The 16950-nt window shown below is 70.3% G+C and carries 16 protein-coding genes; 7 read left to right on the forward strand and 9 right to left on the reverse strand.

Annotated elements, in window-relative coordinates; all coding sequences use genetic code 11:
* The first annotated feature begins 64 nt into the window (after window positions 1-64).
* Together ACNNMR_RS13565 and ACNNMR_RS13570 are read left to right on the forward strand one after the other, a co-directional pair.
* Window positions 65-3586 (forward strand): HAMP domain-containing protein, encoded by a 3522-nt coding sequence (locus ACNNMR_RS13565; RefSeq protein WP_419994847.1) that lies wholly within the window; start codon window positions 65-67, stop codon window positions 3584-3586.
* A 65-nt stretch (window positions 3587-3651) separates the two neighbouring features.
* Window positions 3652-4182 carry a response regulator gene (locus ACNNMR_RS13570; protein ID WP_420000354.1) on the forward strand — a complete coding sequence of 177 codons (531 nt, stop codon included), beginning with the start codon at window positions 3652-3654 and terminating at the stop codon, window positions 4180-4182.
* Between the two features lie 82 nt (window positions 4183-4264).
* Here the strand turns inward: ACNNMR_RS13570 and ACNNMR_RS13575 are convergent, their stop codons facing one another.
* A complete protein-coding gene (locus ACNNMR_RS13575) occupies window positions 4265-6157 on the reverse strand; it encodes an AMP-dependent synthetase/ligase (RefSeq protein ID WP_419994848.1) in 1893 nt (630 codons plus the stop codon).
* Window positions 6158-6395: 238 nt separating this feature from the next.
* On the opposite strand from ACNNMR_RS13575, the gene ACNNMR_RS13580 reads away from it, so the two are divergent.
* A complete protein-coding gene (locus ACNNMR_RS13580; protein ID WP_419994849.1) occupies window positions 6396-6647 on the forward strand; it encodes a hypothetical protein in 252 nt (83 codons plus the stop codon).
* Here ACNNMR_RS13580 and lepA read toward each other — a convergent pair whose 3' ends face one another.
* Window positions 6648-8522, reverse strand: coding sequence for a translation elongation factor 4 (gene lepA, locus ACNNMR_RS13585; protein ID WP_419994850.1), 1875 nt, complete (start codon window positions 8520-8522; stop codon window positions 6648-6650).
* Between the two features lie 202 nt (window positions 8523-8724).
* Between lepA and rpsT the strand changes: the two genes are divergently transcribed.
* From rpsT to ACNNMR_RS13605, 4 genes are all read left to right on the forward strand, one after another.
* Window positions 8725-8991, forward strand: a complete 267-nt coding sequence (rpsT, locus tag ACNNMR_RS13590; protein ID WP_419994851.1) for a 30S ribosomal protein S20 — start codon at window positions 8725-8727, stop codon at window positions 8989-8991.
* A 229-nt stretch (window positions 8992-9220) separates the two neighbouring features.
* Complete coding sequence (locus ACNNMR_RS13595; RefSeq protein WP_419994852.1) at window positions 9221-9829, forward strand: ArsR/SmtB family transcription factor; 609 nt, start codon at window positions 9221-9223, stop codon at window positions 9827-9829.
* On the forward strand, window positions 9826-10629 hold the full coding sequence (locus ACNNMR_RS13600) for an SRPBCC family protein (protein WP_419994853.1): 804 nt from the start codon (window positions 9826-9828) through the stop codon (window positions 10627-10629). Before ACNNMR_RS13595 ends, ACNNMR_RS13600 begins: the two co-directional genes overlap by 4 nt.
* Window positions 10630-10663: 34 nt before the next feature.
* Window positions 10664-11491 (forward strand): hypothetical protein, encoded by an 828-nt coding sequence (locus ACNNMR_RS13605; protein WP_419994854.1) that lies wholly within the window; start codon window positions 10664-10666, stop codon window positions 11489-11491.
* Window positions 11492-11501: 10 nt separating this feature from the next.
* Here the strand turns inward: ACNNMR_RS13605 and holA are convergent, their stop codons facing one another.
* The 7 genes from holA to ACNNMR_RS13640 all read right to left on the reverse strand — a co-directional run bounded on the left by holA (window position 11502) and on the right by ACNNMR_RS13640 (window position 16943).
* Window positions 11502-12494, reverse strand: a complete 993-nt coding sequence (holA, locus tag ACNNMR_RS13610) for a DNA polymerase III subunit delta (protein WP_419994855.1) — start codon at window positions 12492-12494, stop codon at window positions 11502-11504.
* 50 nt (window positions 12495-12544) lie between these two features.
* Window positions 12545-12790, reverse strand: a complete 246-nt coding sequence (locus ACNNMR_RS13615) for a hypothetical protein (RefSeq protein ID WP_419994856.1) — start codon at window positions 12788-12790, stop codon at window positions 12545-12547.
* Between the two features lie 29 nt (window positions 12791-12819).
* The gene (locus ACNNMR_RS13620; protein WP_419994857.1) at window positions 12820-13713 is read right to left on the reverse strand and encodes a YceI family protein; all 894 of its coding nucleotides are present in this window, start codon (window positions 13711-13713) and stop codon (window positions 12820-12822) included.
* Between the two features lie 116 nt (window positions 13714-13829).
* Complete coding sequence (locus ACNNMR_RS13625; RefSeq protein WP_419994858.1) at window positions 13830-14639, reverse strand: arylamine N-acetyltransferase family protein; 810 nt, start codon at window positions 14637-14639, stop codon at window positions 13830-13832.
* Between the two features lie 8 nt (window positions 14640-14647).
* Window positions 14648-15958 carry an MFS transporter gene (locus tag ACNNMR_RS13630; RefSeq protein WP_419994859.1) on the reverse strand — a complete coding sequence of 437 codons (1311 nt, stop codon included), beginning with the start codon at window positions 15956-15958 and terminating at the stop codon, window positions 14648-14650.
* Complete coding sequence (locus tag ACNNMR_RS13635) at window positions 15955-16251, reverse strand: hypothetical protein (RefSeq protein WP_419994860.1); 297 nt, start codon at window positions 16249-16251, stop codon at window positions 15955-15957. Before ACNNMR_RS13635 ends, ACNNMR_RS13630 begins: the two co-directional genes overlap by 4 nt.
* The gene (locus tag ACNNMR_RS13640) at window positions 16248-16943 is read right to left on the reverse strand and encodes a winged helix-turn-helix domain-containing protein (RefSeq protein WP_419994861.1); all 696 of its coding nucleotides are present in this window, start codon (window positions 16941-16943) and stop codon (window positions 16248-16250) included. Before ACNNMR_RS13640 ends, ACNNMR_RS13635 begins: the two co-directional genes overlap by 4 nt.
* Window positions 16944-16950 lie beyond the last annotated feature (7 nt).

Raw genomic sequence — 16950 nt, forward strand, 5'->3', positions numbered from 1 at the left:
CACACGGAAAGAGTGACAGACTGAGTCCGCCCATACGCAGGAAGTTACGTAAGTGGTGGGGTACATGGGTGGTAATCCGGCACTGGGCGCCCCGCGTCACTCCGTGGACAACGCTCCGGAAGATGGCGCGTTCGCCGACGGGGGCTGGGTGCGTACGGCAGAGCTGCGGCCGCTGCTCGCCGCGCTGACGGCGCTGGCGGACGGCGACTTCGCCGCGCGCCCCATGGGCGCGCACGACGGCATGGCCGCTGAGCTGGCCGCCGCCGTGGCCCGGGTCGCGGACCGTAACCGGCACTTCGCGCAGGAGCTCGACCGGGTGCGGCGCGAAGTGGTGCGGCACGGGCGCTTCGACGAGCGGCTGTCGGAGAGCCCGGGGCGGGGGGCGTGGACGACCAATGTGCACGCCGGCAATGCGCTTCTGGACGCCCTTACGGTGCCGGTTTCCAGCGCCACGCGAGTGCTGGACGCGGTCGCCGCGGGGGATCTGCAGCAGCGGATGGCGCTGCACGACGGCACCCGGCAGCTGCGCGGGGACACCCGCAGGCTGGGGCAGGCGGTGAATCGTTGCGTCGACCAGCTGTCCAGGTTCACCGGCGAGGTGAGCCGGATGACGGAGGAGGTCAGCACCTCCGGCCGGCTCGGCGTCCGCGCCAAGGTGCAGGGGCTGCAGGGCAGCTGGCGGGAGACCACCGAGGCCGTGAACAACATGGCGGCCGGGCTGACCGCGCAGATCCGCGACATCGCGGTGGTGACCACGGCGGTGGCGCAGGGCGACCTGAACCGCAAGGTGACGGTGCAGGCGGCCGGCGAGCTGCTGGAGCTGAAGCTGACGGTCAACACGATGGTGGACCAGCTGTCCGCCTTCGCCGCCGAAGTCACCCGCGTTGCCCGCGAGGTCGGCACCGAAGGCCAGCTGGGCGGCCGGGCCCAGGTAATCGGCGCCTCCGGGGTCTGGAAAGACCTCACCGAGAACGTCAACTTCATGGCCGACAACCTCACCGGCCAAGTACGCAACATCGCCCAGGTCACCACGGCCGTGGCCCAGGGCGACCTGAGCCAGAAGATCGGCGTCGCCGCCAAGGGCGAGATCCTGGAGCTGAAGACCACGGTCAATACGATGGTGGACCAGCTGTCCGCCTTCGCCGCCGAAGTCACCCGCGTTGCCCGCGAGGTCGGCACCGAAGGCCAGCTGGGCGGCCGGGCCCAGGTAATCGGCGCCTCCGGGGTCTGGAAAGACCTCACCGAAAGCGTCAACTTCATGGCCGACAACCTCACCGGCCAAGTACGCAACATCGCCCAGGTGTCCATCGCCGTAGCCGCGGGAGATCTCTCCAAGCGGATCGACGTGACCGCGCGCGGCGAGATCCTGGAGCTGAAGACCACGATCAATACGATGGTGGACCAGCTGTCCGCCTTCGCCGCCGAAGTCACCCGCGTCGCCCGCGAGGTCGGCACCGAAGGCCAGCTGGGCGGCCAGGCCCGCGTCGAGGGCGTCTCCGGTACGTGGAAGTCCCTCACCGCCAGCGTCAACGACCTGGCGGCCAACCTCACCACCCAGGTCCGCGCCATCGCCGAGGTGGCCTCCGCGGTCGCGGACGGCGACCTGACCCGCGCCATCGACGTAGAGGCCCGCGGCGAGGTGGCGGAGCTGAAGGAAGACGTCAACATCATGGTCTCCACGCTCCGCGAGACCACCCGCGCCAAGGACTGGCTGGAGTCCAACCTCGCCCGCCTCGCCGCCCTGATGCAGGGCCACCGCGACCTGGTCGAGGTCGCCGACCTGATCCTGCGCGAGCTCACCCCACTGGTGAACGCCCAGTTCGGCGCCTTCTATCTGGCCGGGGAGGCGACCAACGGCGGCGGCAGCGGCAGCCCGGATTCAGTGCACTTCATCGCCGGGTACGCGACCGACCGCGGCAGCATCGCGCTGGGCGGGCGGCAGACCGGCGGCGGCCTGGTCCAGCAGGTGGCCGCGCAGCAGGAGCGCATCCTCGTAGAGGATGTGCCGGCCGACTACATCACCATCAGCTCCGGGCTCGGCGAGGCCCGCCCGGCGTCGGTGGTGATCCTGCCGGTGATGTTCGAGCAGCGGGTGCTCGGCGTCATCGAGCTGGCGACCTTCGGCCGGTTCAGCGACGTCCACCTGGCGTTCTTCGACCAGTTCGGCAACACCATCGGCGTCGCCATCAACACCATCCTCGCCAACTCCCGCACGGAGTCCCTGCTCAGCGAGTCGCAGCGGCTGACGAAGGAGCTGCGGATGCGCTCCGACGAGCTGCAGGGCCAGCAGGCCGAGCTGCGCCGCTCCAACGACGAACTGGAGGTCAAGGCCGCGCAGCTGGCGGCCGCCTCGCAGTACAAGTCGGAGTTCCTGGCGAATATGTCGCACGAGCTGCGCACCCCGCTCAACTCGCTGCTCATCCTCGCCCGGCTGCTCGCGGACAATACCGACGGCAATCTGAGCGAGCAGGAGGTCCAGTTCGCAGAAACCATCAACCGCTCTGGCACCGACCTGCTGACCCTGATCAGCGACATCCTCGACCTGTCGAAGATCGAGGCCGGCCGGATGGACGTACGCCCCCGGGCGCTGCCGCTGGTGAAGGTGCTCGACTTCGTCCACGACGCGTTCCGCCCGCTCACGCTCGACCGCGGCCTCGCCTTCGACGTCGCCGTCGCGGAGGACGTGCCGAAGCAGCTGGTCACCGACCCGCGGCGGCTGCAGCAGGTGCTGCGCAATCTGCTCTCCAATGCGGTGAAGTTCACCCCGTCAGGGCGCATCGTGCTGCGCGTGCAGCGCGCCGTCGTGGACGGCCAGGACGGCGCCGACCTGCTGGACTTCATGGTCTCCGACACCGGCATCGGCATTGCCGCGGACAAACTCCCGGGCATCTTCGAGGCGTTCCAGCAGGCGGACGGCACCACCAGCCGCAAATACGGCGGGACCGGCCTCGGCCTGTCCATCAGCCGGGAGATCGCCGGGCTGCTCGGCGGCAGCATCACCGCCACCAGCGAGCCGGGCCGCGGCTCGACCTTCACGCTGCGCATCCCCGTGCAGGTGCCGGGCGCCGCCGAACCGGAGGCGACGCCGGAGCTGGCCCCCGTACCGGAGCCGGAATGGCAGGCCGCGACGCCCGACCCGGATCTGCGGGTGCGCGCGACGAACGAGCTCACCGGCCTGCAGGTGCTGATCATCGACGACGACATCCGCAATGTCTTCGCCCTCACCCACGTCCTCGGCCGGGTCGGCATGTCCGTCGTGTACGCGGAGAACGGCCGCGAGGGGATCGAGGTGCTGGAGCGCAACCCCGACGTCTCACTGATCCTGATGGACATCATGATGCCGGAGCTGGACGGCTACGAGACCATCCGGCGGATACGGGCGATGCCGCTCCACGCCGGCCTGCCCATCGTCGCCCTGACCGCCAAGGCCATGCCGGGCGACCGGGAGGACGCCCTGGCCTCGGGCGCCTCCGACTATGTGCCCAAGCCCGTGGATGTCGACCGCCTGCTCACCGTCGCCCTGCGCCTGCTCGCCGGGGCCGACCGCAGGGACCCGGCCGGCAGACCCACCCCGACCCAGGACTGACTGCCGTGAATCCAACTGCCACCACCACGGACACCGACCGCGCCAGCATCCTCCTGGTCGACGACATGGAGGACAATCTCGCCGCCCTCGAAGCGATCCTCAGCGCGCTCGGCGAGCCGCTGGTGCGCGCCCGCTCCGGCGAGGAGGCCATGAAGGCGCTGCTGCGGCAGCCCTTCGCCGTCGTCCTCCTCGACGTGCTGATGCCGGGCATGGACGGCTTCGAGACCGCCGCGAACATCAAGCGCCTCGACCAGACCAAGGACGTCCCGATCATCTTCCTCACGGGCAATGACGGCGATTCGGGCTTCGCCTTCCGCGGCTATGCCACGGGCGCCGCGGACTTCCTGCAGAAGCCCTTCGACCCGTGGATGCTCCGCGCGAAGGTCAGCGTCTTCCTGGAGCTGCACCGCAAGAACCGCCAGCTGCAGCAGCTCCTGGACCGCGACCGCGCCCAGCTGACGGAGGTAGCCGACCGCCTGGCGGCGGTGGAGCGCCAGCTGACGACGGGGGATGCCCCGGACGCGCCTGACCTGGCGGGGCGGGTGGCTTCGCTGGAGGAGAGCATCAGGGAGCTGCAGTATCGCTACGGCGACTAGCTGAACCCGCCCATCCGCCCGTTGCTGCCGCGGCAGCAACGGGCGGATGGGCGGGAAAAATCCAAGAAGCCCGCCGAAGTCGCTACGCTTCGCGCGACCCCGCGTACATGTCCTCGATCAGGTCCCCGAAGCGCTTCTCGACGACCGGGCGCTTGAGCTTCAGGCTCGGCGTGAGTTCGCCGTGCTCAACGTCCAGGTCGCGCGGCAGGATGCGGAACTGCTTGATCGTCTGCCACCGCTGCAGGCCCTGATTCAGCTCCTTCACATACCCGTCGATGAGCTCCGCCGCCTGCGGCGACTGCACCAGCTCCTCGTACGACTTGCCCTCGAGCCCGGCCTCCTTGGCCCAGCCGAGCAGCGCCGGCTCGTCCAGCGACACGAGCGCCGTGCAGAAGTTCCGGTTGGCCCCGATGACCAGCACGGACCCCACGTACGGGCAGATCGCCTTGAACTGGCCCTCGACCTCCGTCGGCGCGATGTACTTGCCGCCGGACGTCTTGATCAGGTCCTTCTTACGGTCGGTGATCCGCAGGAACCCGTCCTCGGAGAGCTCGCCGATGTCCCCGGTGTGGAACCAGCCGTCCGCCTCCAGCACCTCGGCGGTCTGCTCCGGCAGCCCGTGGTAGCCCTGCATGATGCCGGGCCCGCGCAGCAGGATCTCGCCGTCCTCGGCAATACGGACCTCGCAGCCCGGCAGCGGCTTGCCGACCGAGCCGGTACGGAACGACTCCTCGCGGTTGACAAAGGACGCCGCGGCCGACTCGGTCAGCCCGTAGCCCTCCAGGATCGGGATGCCGGCGCCGGCGAAGAAGAAGCCGATCTCCGGGGCCAGCGCCGCGGAGCCGGAGACCGTGCCGACGATGCGGCCGCCGAAGGCGTCGCGGAGCTTGCTGTAGACCAGCTTGTCGGCGACGGCGTGCTTCATCGACAGGCCCATGGGGGCGCTGCGCTTGCCGGTCTTGATGTAGTTGGCCTGGGTGGTCTTGGCGTAGTCGCGGGCGACGCCGGCCGCCCACTGGAAGATCTTGTACTTGGCGCCGCCGCCGGCCTTCGCCTTGGCGGCGACGCCGTTGTAAACCTTCTCGAAGATCCGAGGCACGGCGCACATCTTGGTCGGCTGCACCACCGGCAGATTCTCGATGATCTTGTCGACCCGGCCGTCGACGCTCATCACATGCCCGACCTTGATGTGCCCGGCGGTGAGCACCTTGCCGAAGACGTGCGCCAGCGGCAGCCACAGGAACTGGTCGTCGTGCGGCTCCACCAGCCGCGTCGCCTCGATGCCGTACGCCATGTACGACCACGTGTCGTGCGAGAGCCGCACACCCTTGGGGCGGCCGGTGGTGCCGGAGGTGTAGATCAGCGTGGCGAGCTGCTCGGGCTGCAGCCCGGCGATGCGCTCCTTGACCACGTCCGGGTTCTTCTCCAGGTACGCGGCCCCGCGCCGCTCCAGCTCGGCGAGCGAGAGCACCTGGAAGGGCGCGATCTCCCCGGCCGGCAGCACGGCCTCGGCCTCCGCGAGCACGATGACGTGGGTGAGCTCCGGCAGCTCGGTCTGCTTCTCGACCACCTTGGCCAGCTGTACGCCGTCCTCCGCGATCAGCACCCGGCTGCCCGAGTCGGCGAGTATGAACTGCGTCTCACTGGCGTTGGTGGAGGGGTAGACGGTGGTGTTGGCGCCGCCCGCGCACATGATGCCGAGGTCCGAGAGGATCCAGTCGGCGCTGGTCTCGGCGGCGAGCGCCACCCGCTGCTCCGGCAGCAGGCCGAGCTCGATCAGCCCGGCGGCGATGTTGAAGACCCGGGTCGCGGCGTCCGTCCAGGTCAGCGGCCGCCACTCGTCGGGGCCCTCGCCGGAGGCGGCGGGCACGGGGTAGCGGTACGCGACCGCGTCCGGGGTCGCAGCCACTCTCTCAAGAAGAAGGTGCGCCACAGACGGCGGTCGGTTCTCGAGGTTGGTCTCGATGTCGGTCACGCTGCTTCCTCCGGCCCTGCCTCTTTGCACTGCTGGGTAACTAACTCACGAGTAACCAGCAGATTAGAGCCCTTCGGGGGTGGAGCGTAAGGGGGGTCGTCACGCTCGTATCCGCTGCTCGGAGCTACGAAGTTACAAATCGTCCGGCCGGGTGGCAATGGGCAGCTAAACGAAACTTGCCACTGACTCCCCCTTTAGCCTCGTGAAGAGCTCAAAACTTCACGAAAGGGACGACTCGATGGCTACTGGCAAGCGGATCCTCAGCGCAGCCCTCCTGACCAGCGCGGGAATCGCCATGGCGGGCCTGTCCGCGGGCTCGGCCCAGGCCTGCGCGCCCGAGCCGAAGGACGCGGCCGCCACCGCGCGACAGGACCCGGCACCCGCCCAGCCGGCTCCCGCCGCGCAGCCCGCCGGCTCCCCCGTGGTGGGCAATTTCTTGCAGAACTTCCTCAACCACCACGAGGTCAACATCAACGTGCTGAACCAGTGACTACTTCTTCCCCTTGCCGCCACTGTCCCCGTCGTCGGACGACAGCACCGCGATAAAGGCCTCCTGCGGCACCTCGACGCTGCCGACCATCTTCATCCGCTTCTTGCCCTCCTTCTGCTTCTCCAGCAGCTTCCGCTTACGGGAGATGTCGCCGCCGTAGCACTTGGCGAGGACGTCCTTGCGGATGGCGCGGATGGTCTCGCGGGCGATGACGCGGGCGCCGATGGCGGCCTGCACCGGCACCTCGAAGCTCTGCCGCGGGATCAGCTCGCGCAGCTTGGCGACGAGCCGGACGCCGTATGCGTACGCCTTGTCCTTGTGGGTGATCGCGGAGAAGGCGTCGACCTTGTCGCCGTGGAGCAGGATGTCGACCTTGACCAGGTCGGCGGTCTGCTCGCCGGTGGGCTCGTAGTCGAGGGAGGCGTAGCCGCGGGTCTTGGACTTCAACTGGTCGAAGAAGTCGAAGACGACCTCGGCGAGCGGCAGCGTGTAGCGGATCTCGACGCGGTCCTCGGAGAGGTAGTCCATGCCGAGCAGCGAGCCGCGGCGGTTCTGGCAGAGCTCCATGATCGAGCCGATGAACTCACTGGGGGCGAGGATGGTGGCCCGTACGACCGGCTCGTGGACCGTGTCGATCTTGCCGGTCGGGAATTCGCTCGGGTTCGTGACCTCGTGCTCTTCGCCGTCCTCCATGATCACGCGGTAGATCACGTTGGGGGCGGTGGCGATGAGGTCGAGGCCGAATTCGCGCTCCAGGCGCTCGCGGATCACCTCGAGGTGCAGCAGGCCGAGGAAGCCGACGCGGAAGCCGAAGCCGAGGGCCGCGGAGGTCTCCGGCTCGTAGACCAGGGCGGCGTCGTTGAGCTGCAGCTTGTCGAGGGCGTCGCGCAGCAGCGGGTAGTCGGAGCCGTCCAGCGGATACAGGCCGGAGAAGACCATCGGCTTCGGGTCCTTGTAGCCGCCGAGCGGCTCGGTGGCGCCCTTGGTGTACTGCGTGATCGTGTCGCCGACCTTGGACTGGCGGACGTCCTTCACGCCGGTGATGAGATAGCCCACCTCGCCGACGGAGAGGCCGTCGGCCGGGGTCATCTCCGGCGAGTTCGTGCCGATCTCCAGCAGCTCGTGCTGGGCGCCCGTCGACATCATCTTGATCCGCTCGCGCTTGTTGAGCTGACCGTCGACGACCTTCACATACGTGACCACGCCGCGGTACGAGTCGTAGACCGAGTCGAAGATCATCGCGCGGGCTGGGGCGTCCTTGACGCCGACCGGGGCCGGGACGTCCCGTACCACCTGGTCGAGGAGCGCCTCCACGCCCTCGCCGGTCTTCGCCGAGACCTTCAGCACATCGGAGGGGTCGCAGCCGATGAGCCCGGCGAGCTCGGCGGCGAACTTCTCCGGCTGCGCGGCCGGCAGGTCGATCTTGTTGAGCACCGGGATGATCGTGAGGTCGTTCTCCATCGCCAGGTAGAGGTTGGCGAGGGTCTGGGCCTCGATGCCCTGGGCCGCGTCCACGAGGAGGATGCAGCCCTCGCAGGCGGCGAGGGAGCGGGAGACCTCGTACGTGAAGTCGACGTGGCCCGGGGTGTCGATCATGTTGAGGATGTGGGTCGTGTCCGACCCGTCACCCTCCGTGGGCGCCCAGGGCAGCCGGACCGCCTGGGACTTGATCGTGATCCCGCGCTCGCGCTCGATGTCCATGCGGTCGAGGTACTGCGCACGCATCTGGCGCTGCTCGACGACGCCGGTGATCTGGAGCATGCGGTCGGCAAGCGTGGACTTGCCATGGTCGATGTGCGCGATGATGCAGAAATTGCGAATCACGGCCGGGTCGGTACGGCTCGGCTCGGGCACATTGGCAGGGGTCGCGGGCACCTAGGATCCTGTCGGGCTTGTCGGGGTCGGCGGCTGGCTGTGTTTGACTCTGGCTTTGCCGTCCCCATCGTCCCATGCGCGACGGAGTCGGCGCGGTTTGGGAGGGCCTCGCGCCTGCTGATAACCTGGTCCACTGTGCCTGGGCCCTGGTATGCCCTGGTACTGGGTAAAGAACACTGATCTACAGCAGAGGCTTAATTTCGTGGCGAACATCAAGTCCCAGATGAAGCGGATCAAGACGAACGAGAAGGCGCGCCTGCGCAACAAGGCCGTCAAGTCTGAGCTTCGTACCGCGATCCGTCAGACCCGTGAGGCCGTCGAGGCGGGCAACGCCGAGGCTGCCGAGAAGGCGCAGCGCGCCGCCGGCCGCAAGCTCGACAAGGCCGTCAGCAAGGGTGTGCTGCACAAGAACGCCGCCGCCAACAAGAAGTCGGCGCTCGCCAAGCGGGTCAGCTCGCTGAAGGGCTGAGAAGCCCTTTATTCGCCGGTTTTCCGGGCCAAGCGGCCCCTCTCTCCGCTCCGGAGCCTGCATCATGCCGCCGCACACGATCTGCGTTCGCCACGCGGGTGCGGTCGGCGCACAGCAAAGCCTGTTGTAGTCGGGCCCCGGCCTCGCTCCTTCCCCAGGAGCCGGGTCGGGGCCCGTCTTCGTATGCCCACCCTTTGACAAAAAAATTTGTCAAAGGCACTCTGGCGCTGTGGAACCGACCCCCGTGGATGTCATCAGCGCTTCGGACGCAGCGATCGTCGCCCTCGACCCGGTGCGCTCCCAGCTCCTGGCCCACCTGCGCGAACCCCACTCCGCGAGCGGCCTCGCCCGCAAGCTCGGGCTGCCCCGGCAGCGGGTCACGTACCACCTGCGGCAGCTCGAAAATCACGGGCTGGTCGTCGGCGCCGGCGAACGGCAGTGGGGCGGGATAACGGAACGCCTCGTGATCGCGACGGCCAAGGCGTACGTGATCTCGCCCGAGGCCCTCGGGCCTTCGGCACCGCCACCGGCGCCGACCGAGCGCCCGGACCGCCTCTCGGCCGCGTTCCTCCTAGCGCTCGCCGCCCAGACAGTCCGGCACCTCGGCGCCCTGCTCGCCCGCTCGCGGCGGACCGGCAAGGCCGCCGAGACCTTCGCGATCCAGGCCGACGTGGCCCTGGCGTCACCGGCCGCGCGTGCGGACTTCGCCCGGGATCTCGCCGCGGCGGTGACCGGCGTCGTCGCCCGCTATCACGACGAGGGGACACCGGGCGGTCGCGTCCACCGTCTCGTCGTCGGCGCCTACCCCCTTCCCTCCGCAGAGGAGCAGCAGCCATGACGGACGTTCACAGCCATCTCGACGACGAGGACGGCCGCTACCGCGCCGTGTGCGAGGTCGAGGTTCCCGGCACTCCGGAGGAGGTCTGGGAGGTCATCGCGACCGGTCCCGGCATCGAGGCCTGGTTCGTGCCCGCCGAGGTCGAACCGCGGGAAGGCGGGCGCTTCGTCACGTACCACGGGGAATTCGGCGCCTCGGAGGGTGTCGTCACCGCCTGGGAGCCGCCGCACCGGCTCGGCTACGACGAGCCGGACTGGCAGGGGCCCGACACCCCCGTCCCGCCCTGGAACACCGAGATCCTCGTCGAGGCCGTCTCGGGCGACACCTGCGTGGTGCGGCTGTCCTCGGGCTTCCTCGCCGGCGGCGACGACTGGCACGAGGACATCGACGGCACGCTCGAGGGCTGGACCGCCGCCCTTCGCAACCTGCGGATCTACCTCACCCACTTCGCGGGCCTGCCGGTCACGACCCTGCAGGTCATGCACCAACTGCCCGAGGGTGCGCCCATGCCCGACGTCCTCGCGGCCGCCGGCCTCGCGGGCGTCCGGCCCGGCCAGGATGTCGAGAGCGCCTCGACGGCACCGCGTGTGCGCGGCACGGTAGAGGCGGTGGACGGCAAGACCGTCACCATCCGCGCCACGGAGCCCGCCGCCGGCATCTTCGAGCTCGCCACCGCGGAGTGGGGCGACACCAGAATGGTTGTCGCCCGGGGTGCCTTCTACGGCCCGGACGGCGCGGCAGCCCGCGACCGCGAACAGCCCGCCTGGGAGGCCTGGGCGGCGAAGCTCACTGCGGGCTGACAGCCGTTCCTGGCGGAGGAGTACGCTCCCGGACATGTGGCAATCCGGGGGCGAGCAGCAGCCGAATCCGTATCAGCAGCCGGGCTATCAGCAGGGTGGGTACGGGCAGCAGGGTTACGGGCAGCAGGGCTACATCCCAGGTCAGGCGGGTCAGCCGGGGCAGCAGCCGGGTCAGCCGGCCCCTGGTTACCCCACGCCACCGGTGCCGGCCGTCGGGCCGGGAGGCGGCGGCGGGGGAAAGGGGCTCGGGTGGCTGTGGGGCGGGCTCGCCGGGGCCGTGGTCGCCTCCGCCGTCTGGGCCGGGCTGGTCTTCGCGGGGCCGCTCGGGGGCGACAAGGACGAGGCGGCGAAGCCGGACCTGCGCGGCTACACGTACCAGAAGGATCCCTGCGCCAAGACCGACTTCTCGGCCTTCCGCAGCGAGTACAACGACCTGGGCAACTCCGAGGACCAGTCCTCGACGCACCGGGCCGTGGACGCCATGTGGTGCTGGAACTCCCCGCAGGGCTCCGAGGGCACGGCGGAGGCCAGCGTCGCCATGGAGATGTGGCTGTACAAGAAGACCGACCCGGCCGAGAACTTCCGCGGCACGTACGAGAGCTACGAGCAGCGCAGCAACGGCGACACCAGCTACCAGGTGGAGAAGGTCAGCGGGCTCGGCGACGACGCGTACCTGGTGAAGCCCAAGGACTCCTCCCAGAACGGCGCGGTCTACCTGGCGGTGCGACAGGGCTGGATGTCCTACCAGATGAGCTGGACGCCGCTGACCTCGGGCGACGACGACAGCACCCCGGACGCCGACACCGTCGAGCGGATGCTGCGCGAGGCGACGGAGGCGACGCTGAAGAAGATGAAGGGCTGAGCAGCCTGCGTCAGCGGCTGCGCGCTGCTCGGGCCACCGTCACCACGGCCTTCTCCAGCGCGTACGCCGGATCATCGCCGCCGCCCTTCACATTGGCGTCCGCCTCCGCCACCGCGCGCAGCGCGGCCGCCACCCCGTCCGCGGACCAGCCGCGCAGCTGGCCGCGCACCCGGTCCACCTTCCACGGCGGCATGCCGAGCTCGCGCGCCAGGTCGCCTGGGCGCATGCCGCGCGGGGCCGAGGCGAGCTTGCCGATGGCCCGTACGCCCTGGGCCAGGGCGCTGGTGAGCAGGACGGGCGCGACGCCGGTGGCCAGCGCCCAGCGGAGCGACTCCAGGGCCTCGGCGGCGCGGCCCTCCACGGCGCGGTCGGCGACCTCGAAGCTGGAGGCCTCGGCGCGGCCGGTGTAATAGCGCCCGACGACGGCCTCATCGATCGCACCCTCGACATCCGCGGCCAGCTGGGCGCAGGCGCTGGCCAGCTCGCGCAGGTCGCTGCCGATGGCGTCCACCAGGGCCTGGCAGGCGCCGGGCGTGGCCTTGCGGCCCGCGTGCCGGAACTCGGCCTTCACGAACGCCAGCCGGTCGGACGGCTTGGTGACCTTGGCGCAGGGCACCTCGCGGCCGCCGGCCTTGCGGACGGCGTCGAGCAGGCCCTTCCCCTTCGCGCCGCCGGCGTGCAGCAGCACCAGGATGATCTCCTCGACGGGCGCGCCGACATAGTCCTTGACCGCCTTGACCGAGTCGGCGCCGAGGTCCTGCGCGTTCCGTACGACGACGACCTTGCGCTCGGCGAAGAGGGACGGGCTGGTGAGCTCGGCGAGGGTGCCGGGCTGCAGATCGGCCGAGGCAAGGTCGCGCACATCGGTGTCCGGGTCGTCGGCGCGGGCCGCGGACACGATCTGCTGCACCGCGCGATCCAGGAGGAGGTCCTCCTGGCCGACCGCGATGGTCACGGGTGCGAGGGGGTCGTCGCTCTGGGTCGCTGCGTTCCTGGCTGCCATCGTCGTACAGCATCCCATGCGGCACCGACAACGCCGCCCGGGCGGCTGTCTCAGGGCGCCTCGAGCCAGCCCTCGTGCTCCGCGGCCAGCGCGTCCAGGTCTGCCGGGGCGAGGCGGGTCTGTGGGTCCTCGATGACGACCAGCCACTGGGCGTCCTCGGCGTCGTCCTCGCCGGCCAGGGCGTCGCGTACCAGCTGGGGCTCCTCGCCCAGGCCGAAACGTTCCGCCGCCTCCTCGGCCACCTCTTCCGCGGCGTCGCGGTCGGGCAGCACCAGCACATGTCGTACGTCGCTCACGCGATCATTGTGCCGCGCGGCCGCGGTCCTCAGCTCTTGCCCGTGACCTGGATGTCCAGTTCGATCTGGATGCTGGAGCCGACGACGGCGATGCCGCGGGCGAGCATGTGCTGCCAGTTGAGGGTGAAGTCCTCGCGGTGCAGTTCGGTGACGGCGCGGCAGGCGGCGCGGATCTCGCCCTCCATGCCGACCCCGGTGCCGAGGTACTGCGTGTCGAGGGTCACCGTCCGGCTGACGCCGTGGATGGACAGGGCGCCCGTGATCGCCCAGCGGTTGCCGCCGCGGTGGGCGAAGGAGTCGCTGTAGAACTCCAGCGTCGGGTGCCGCTCGACGTCCAGGAAGTCGGCGGAGCGCAGGTGGTCGTCGCGCATCTTGATGTTGGTGTCGATGGAGGCGGCGTCGATGATGACGTGCATCGCCGAGTCCTCCATCCGCTGCCCGATGCGCAGCGCGCCGGAGTAGTTGTTGAAGCGGCCGTGGACCCGGGCCATACCGATGTGCCGGGCGATGAAGGCGATCGTGGTGTGCGCGGGGTCGATCTCCCAGTCGCCGGGCGGCGGCAGCTGCGGCAGCTCGACCGGGGCGAGCGGGAGATCGCCGAGCGCGGTGTGGCCGCCTTCGGCGACGTCGGCATCGCCGCGGTACGGGGTGAAGCCCTCGTGGCCGACGGCGAGCCGGTAGCTGCCGGCCGGGACGGCGGCGACGAAGGTGCCGTACGGGTCCGTCTCACCGCTGACGACCTTGCGCCCGGCCGCGTCGCTGATGGTCAGGGCGGCCTGCGCGAGGGGCTGGTTGACCGGGTCGAGGACCCGGCAGCTCAGCAGTCCCGCGCTCTGCGGCAGCCGCAGGCCGGCGAGGCCTGACTGCCGCAGGGCGGTGGTGGATCCGGACCCGGTGTGCCGACGCCGTCGCAGTCCCAGCATGTGGTGCTACCCCCCGCGGGTGAGAAAACAAGATGATTGAGCTCAGAAGCATCATTCGAACACCGCTGGGGGTTTCGAGGCAAACTCGGCCTCGTGGGCTATCTGCACTGGAATGGTTACTTCGGGGTAGGTGGGACCCGGTCGAGGTCGATGCCGAAATGAGTGCGGTAGGCGGCGAGGATCGCGGCGGCGCCTGGCAGCCGCTCCTCGCGGCGCTCGCCGCCGTCCGGGCCGGGGCTCGTGGTGATCAGCTTGTCGCCGCTGAGGGTGATCCGGCCGCCGTCGGCGGTCAGGCGGGAGCAGGTGAGGGACCGGGCGAAGTGGGACTCGGGGGACGTCTGCTGGTACCAGCAGGTGGCGTTGAAGGCGGCGAGCTCGCGGGGACGCTGCTCGAGGCGGTAGACGGGGCGGCCGTCGTGGTGGCAGTCGAGGTCGTCGGCCGGGTACGGGCCGCCGCTCGCCTCGGCGATGCGGAAGACGCCGGCGGGGTCGTGCTGTTCGCCGCGGTCCGCCGCGTGCAGCGGGCGTACGGCGTGCCGGCCGAAGCCGACGTCGGCGAGCCAGGGGCCGTCGCCGTCCTGGGTGCGGACGCGCAGCACCATGTGGTCGTACGGCGGGCCCAGTCGCCCTTCGTCGGTGAAGACGCGGGCCGCGAGCAGGTCGACCTCGTAACCGAGATGGGTGAGGAGGGCGGCGAAGGCGCCGTTGAGCTCGTAACAGAAGCCGCCGCGGCGGCGCTCGACGAGCTTGGCGTAGAGGGCCTCTTCGGTGAGCACGATGGGCTCGCCGAGGTGGATGGAGAGGTTCTCGAAGGGGACGGCGGTGAGGTGGCGGAGCTGGAGGTCGCGGAGGGCCTCGGTGGTGGGGGCGGCGGGGCGGCGGGCGTCGATGCGGGCGAGGTAGGCGTCGGCTTGGGTTGAGTCCATGGGGTCTGTTATCGCTGATCGGGGGCGGGGGCGGGGGCGCCAGGTTCGGGGGATGTGGGGGCGGGCAGCTCGCGCATCCGGGGCAGCGGGGATGGGAGCAGCCACAGGATGCCCAGCAGGGCGCCCGCCGTGGCTATCCAGAGGGTGGGGCGCAGGCCGAGCACCGTGCCGAGACCGCCGCCCGCGAGGGCGCCGAGGGGGCGGACGCCGTAGTTGACGGTGCGGAAGGCGCCGAGGACGCGGGAGCGGAGGTCGTCGGGGATGAGGGCGGCCTGGAAGGCGTTGGCGGTGATGTCGACGACCATCACGCCGAAGCTGGCGCCGAGGTAGGCGAGGAAGAGCAGGGCGATGACGGCGGCCTGCGGACCGGAAGCGGCCGGTATGAGCATGAGCGGCGCCGCGAAGCCGACGAACCCGCCCGTGATCACGGGCCCGTACCCGAACCGCCGGACGATCCGCCCGGCGGCAGCCGCGCCCGCGAGCCCGCCGATGGCGCCCGCGCTCATGACGGCGCCCAGGAAGCCGGGGCTGAGGCCGAGTTCCTTGTTGGCGTAGAGGAAGAACAGGGCCTGGAAGATGAAGTTGAAGAAGTTGAGGGTGGCGAAGGCGAGCAGGGTGGGGCGCATGACCGGGTGCCGGGCGAGCCAGGCGAGGCCGGCGGTGAGGTGGCCCTTCTGCGGGGCTGCGGGGGGCGGTTCGGGTGGGGAGATGCGGGCGAGGCAGGCGGCGGAGGCGAGATAGCTGAGCGCGTCGGCGAGGACGGCGACCGGTGCGGTGAGTACGGAGACGAGTGCGCCGCCGGTGCCGGGGCCCGCGACGCGGGCGAGCGAGCGGCTGCCGTGGAGGAGCGCGGCGCCGTCCACGTACTGCGCGGGTTTGAGCAGCGATACGTAGAGCGTGCCGGCGCAGACGTCGAAGAGCACGGCGAGGGTGCCGACGGCGAAGGAGGCCACGTAGAGCTGCGGGAGGGTGAGCGCGTCGAGCACGTACGCGAGGGGGATCGAGCAGAGGAGCAGGAAGCGCCCGAGGTCGGCGAGGAGCATGACCCGGCGACGGCTGCGGCGGCGGTCGGCCCAGGCGCCGGCGGGGATGGAGAAGAAGAGGGAGGGGAGGAGGACGGAGGCGGTCAGCCATCCCATGTCTGCGGAGCCGGCGTCGAGGAGGAGGACGGCGGTGGCGGGCATGGCGATCGCGGATATCTCGTCGCCGAGGACGGAGATGGTCTGGCCGGTCCAGTAGCGGCGGAAAGGGGGGCTGCGGAGGAGGGTGGGGAGGTGGGGGCGCTTGCGGAGGGAGTGCTTGTGAGGCGTCGTCGTCATGTGAGGGGGTCGCTTGCCCTTGCCGGGGGGCGGATGAGGCGGAGGCCGGTCTCGACGAGGAGCCAGCCTAGGCGGGTGCGGAGGGGGTTGGGGTGGGGGCGGGCAAGGGCGGCGGGGTCGGCAGCGGCCTGGGCGTGGGCGGCGGTGGCCTGCGCGTGGGCGGCGGTGGCCTGGGCGTGGGCGGTGGCCTGCGCGTGGGCGGCGGTGGCCTGGGCGTGGGCGGTGGCCTGGGCGCGGAGGGTGGTGCTGCGGAGGGCGTGGAGGTGTTCGTGGACGTAGGGGTGGAGGGTCATGGCTGTTCCTCTTCCTGTTCCTGTTCCTCGGTCTGCCGGCGGTCGGATTCGCCTTTCGGGCCGCGGAGTTCGGGGACGTAGCGGCGGTCGCGGAAGGCGAAGCGGATCAGGTTCACGAGCTCTGCGCCTTCCGGGCGCCGGGACGGGTCATGGAAACGGCCCGCGTACTGATCGACCAGCGCGGAGATCTTCTCGGTCAGGTCGACGAGTTCGGCGGCCGTGAGATAGATGAGGTCGTCGCCGGACCACTCCGCCTCGCGCCACGCCTGGGGAAGGTGGCGGCGGGTCTCGATGGCGTGTGAGAACTGCGAGAAATACCGTTCCGCGACCGCGGCGCTGAGCACCTCTGCGGCGGCCACCCTGACCTCGCTGTCCGTATTGAAAGCGTCGCTCCAGGTGGTGTACTTCGCCGTCGCCCGCCACGGCTTCTCCCGGCCGCGGCCGCCTTCCGCCTCCTCTACCAGGCCGTACTTGGCAAGCATTCGCAGGTGGTACGAGCAGCTGGCGACGGACTCGCCGGTCAGCTCCGCGGCGCGGGTCGCGGTGAAGGGACCCTCGATGCGGAGCAGGCCGACCAGCTCCATCCGCGTGGGATGGGAGAGAGCGCGCAACGCACGGGGGTCGGTGACATGGACGACGGAGTGCCTGGGCTGCTCGGAGTCGCGGCCGGGCTTGGAGCTGGGACTGGGCATGCATCTA

Source organism: Streptomyces boninensis, from assembly GCF_048572725.1.
Taxonomy (GTDB): Bacteria; Actinomycetota; Actinomycetes; order Streptomycetales; family Streptomycetaceae; genus Streptomyces; species Streptomyces boninensis.

Excerpts from the sequence above, each read along its gene's own strand:
- ACNNMR_RS13565 (WP_419994847.1), top strand. The coding sequence starts at position 65 with ATGGGTGGTAATCCGGCACTGGGCGCCCCGCGTCACTCCGTGGACAAC.
- ACNNMR_RS13570 (WP_420000354.1), top strand. The coding sequence starts at position 3,652 with ATGGAGGACAATCTCGCCGCCCTCGAAGCGATCCTCAGCGCGCTCGGC.
- ACNNMR_RS13580 (WP_419994849.1), top strand. The coding sequence starts at position 6,396 with ATGGCTACTGGCAAGCGGATCCTCAGCGCAGCCCTCCTGACCAGCGCG.
- ACNNMR_RS13600 (WP_419994853.1), top strand. The coding sequence starts at position 9,826 with ATGACGGACGTTCACAGCCATCTCGACGACGAGGACGGCCGCTACCGC.
- ACNNMR_RS13605 (WP_419994854.1), top strand. The coding sequence starts at position 10,664 with ATGTGGCAATCCGGGGGCGAGCAGCAGCCGAATCCGTATCAGCAGCCG.
- holA (WP_419994855.1), bottom strand. The coding sequence starts at position 12,494 with ATGGCAGCCAGGAACGCAGCGACCCAGAGCGACGACCCCCTCGCACCC.
- ACNNMR_RS13620 (WP_419994857.1), bottom strand. The coding sequence starts at position 13,713 with ATGCTGGGACTGCGACGGCGTCGGCACACCGGGTCCGGATCCACCACC.
- ACNNMR_RS13625 (WP_419994858.1), bottom strand. The coding sequence starts at position 14,639 with ATGGACTCAACCCAAGCCGACGCCTACCTCGCCCGCATCGACGCCCGC.
- ACNNMR_RS13630 (WP_419994859.1), bottom strand. The coding sequence starts at position 15,958 with ATGACGACGACGCCTCACAAGCACTCCCTCCGCAAGCGCCCCCACCTC.
- ACNNMR_RS13635 (WP_419994860.1), bottom strand. The coding sequence starts at position 16,251 with ATGACCCTCCACCCCTACGTCCACGAACACCTCCACGCCCTCCGCAGC.
- ACNNMR_RS13640 (WP_419994861.1), bottom strand. The coding sequence starts at position 16,943 with ATGCCCAGTCCCAGCTCCAAGCCCGGCCGCGACTCCGAGCAGCCCAGG.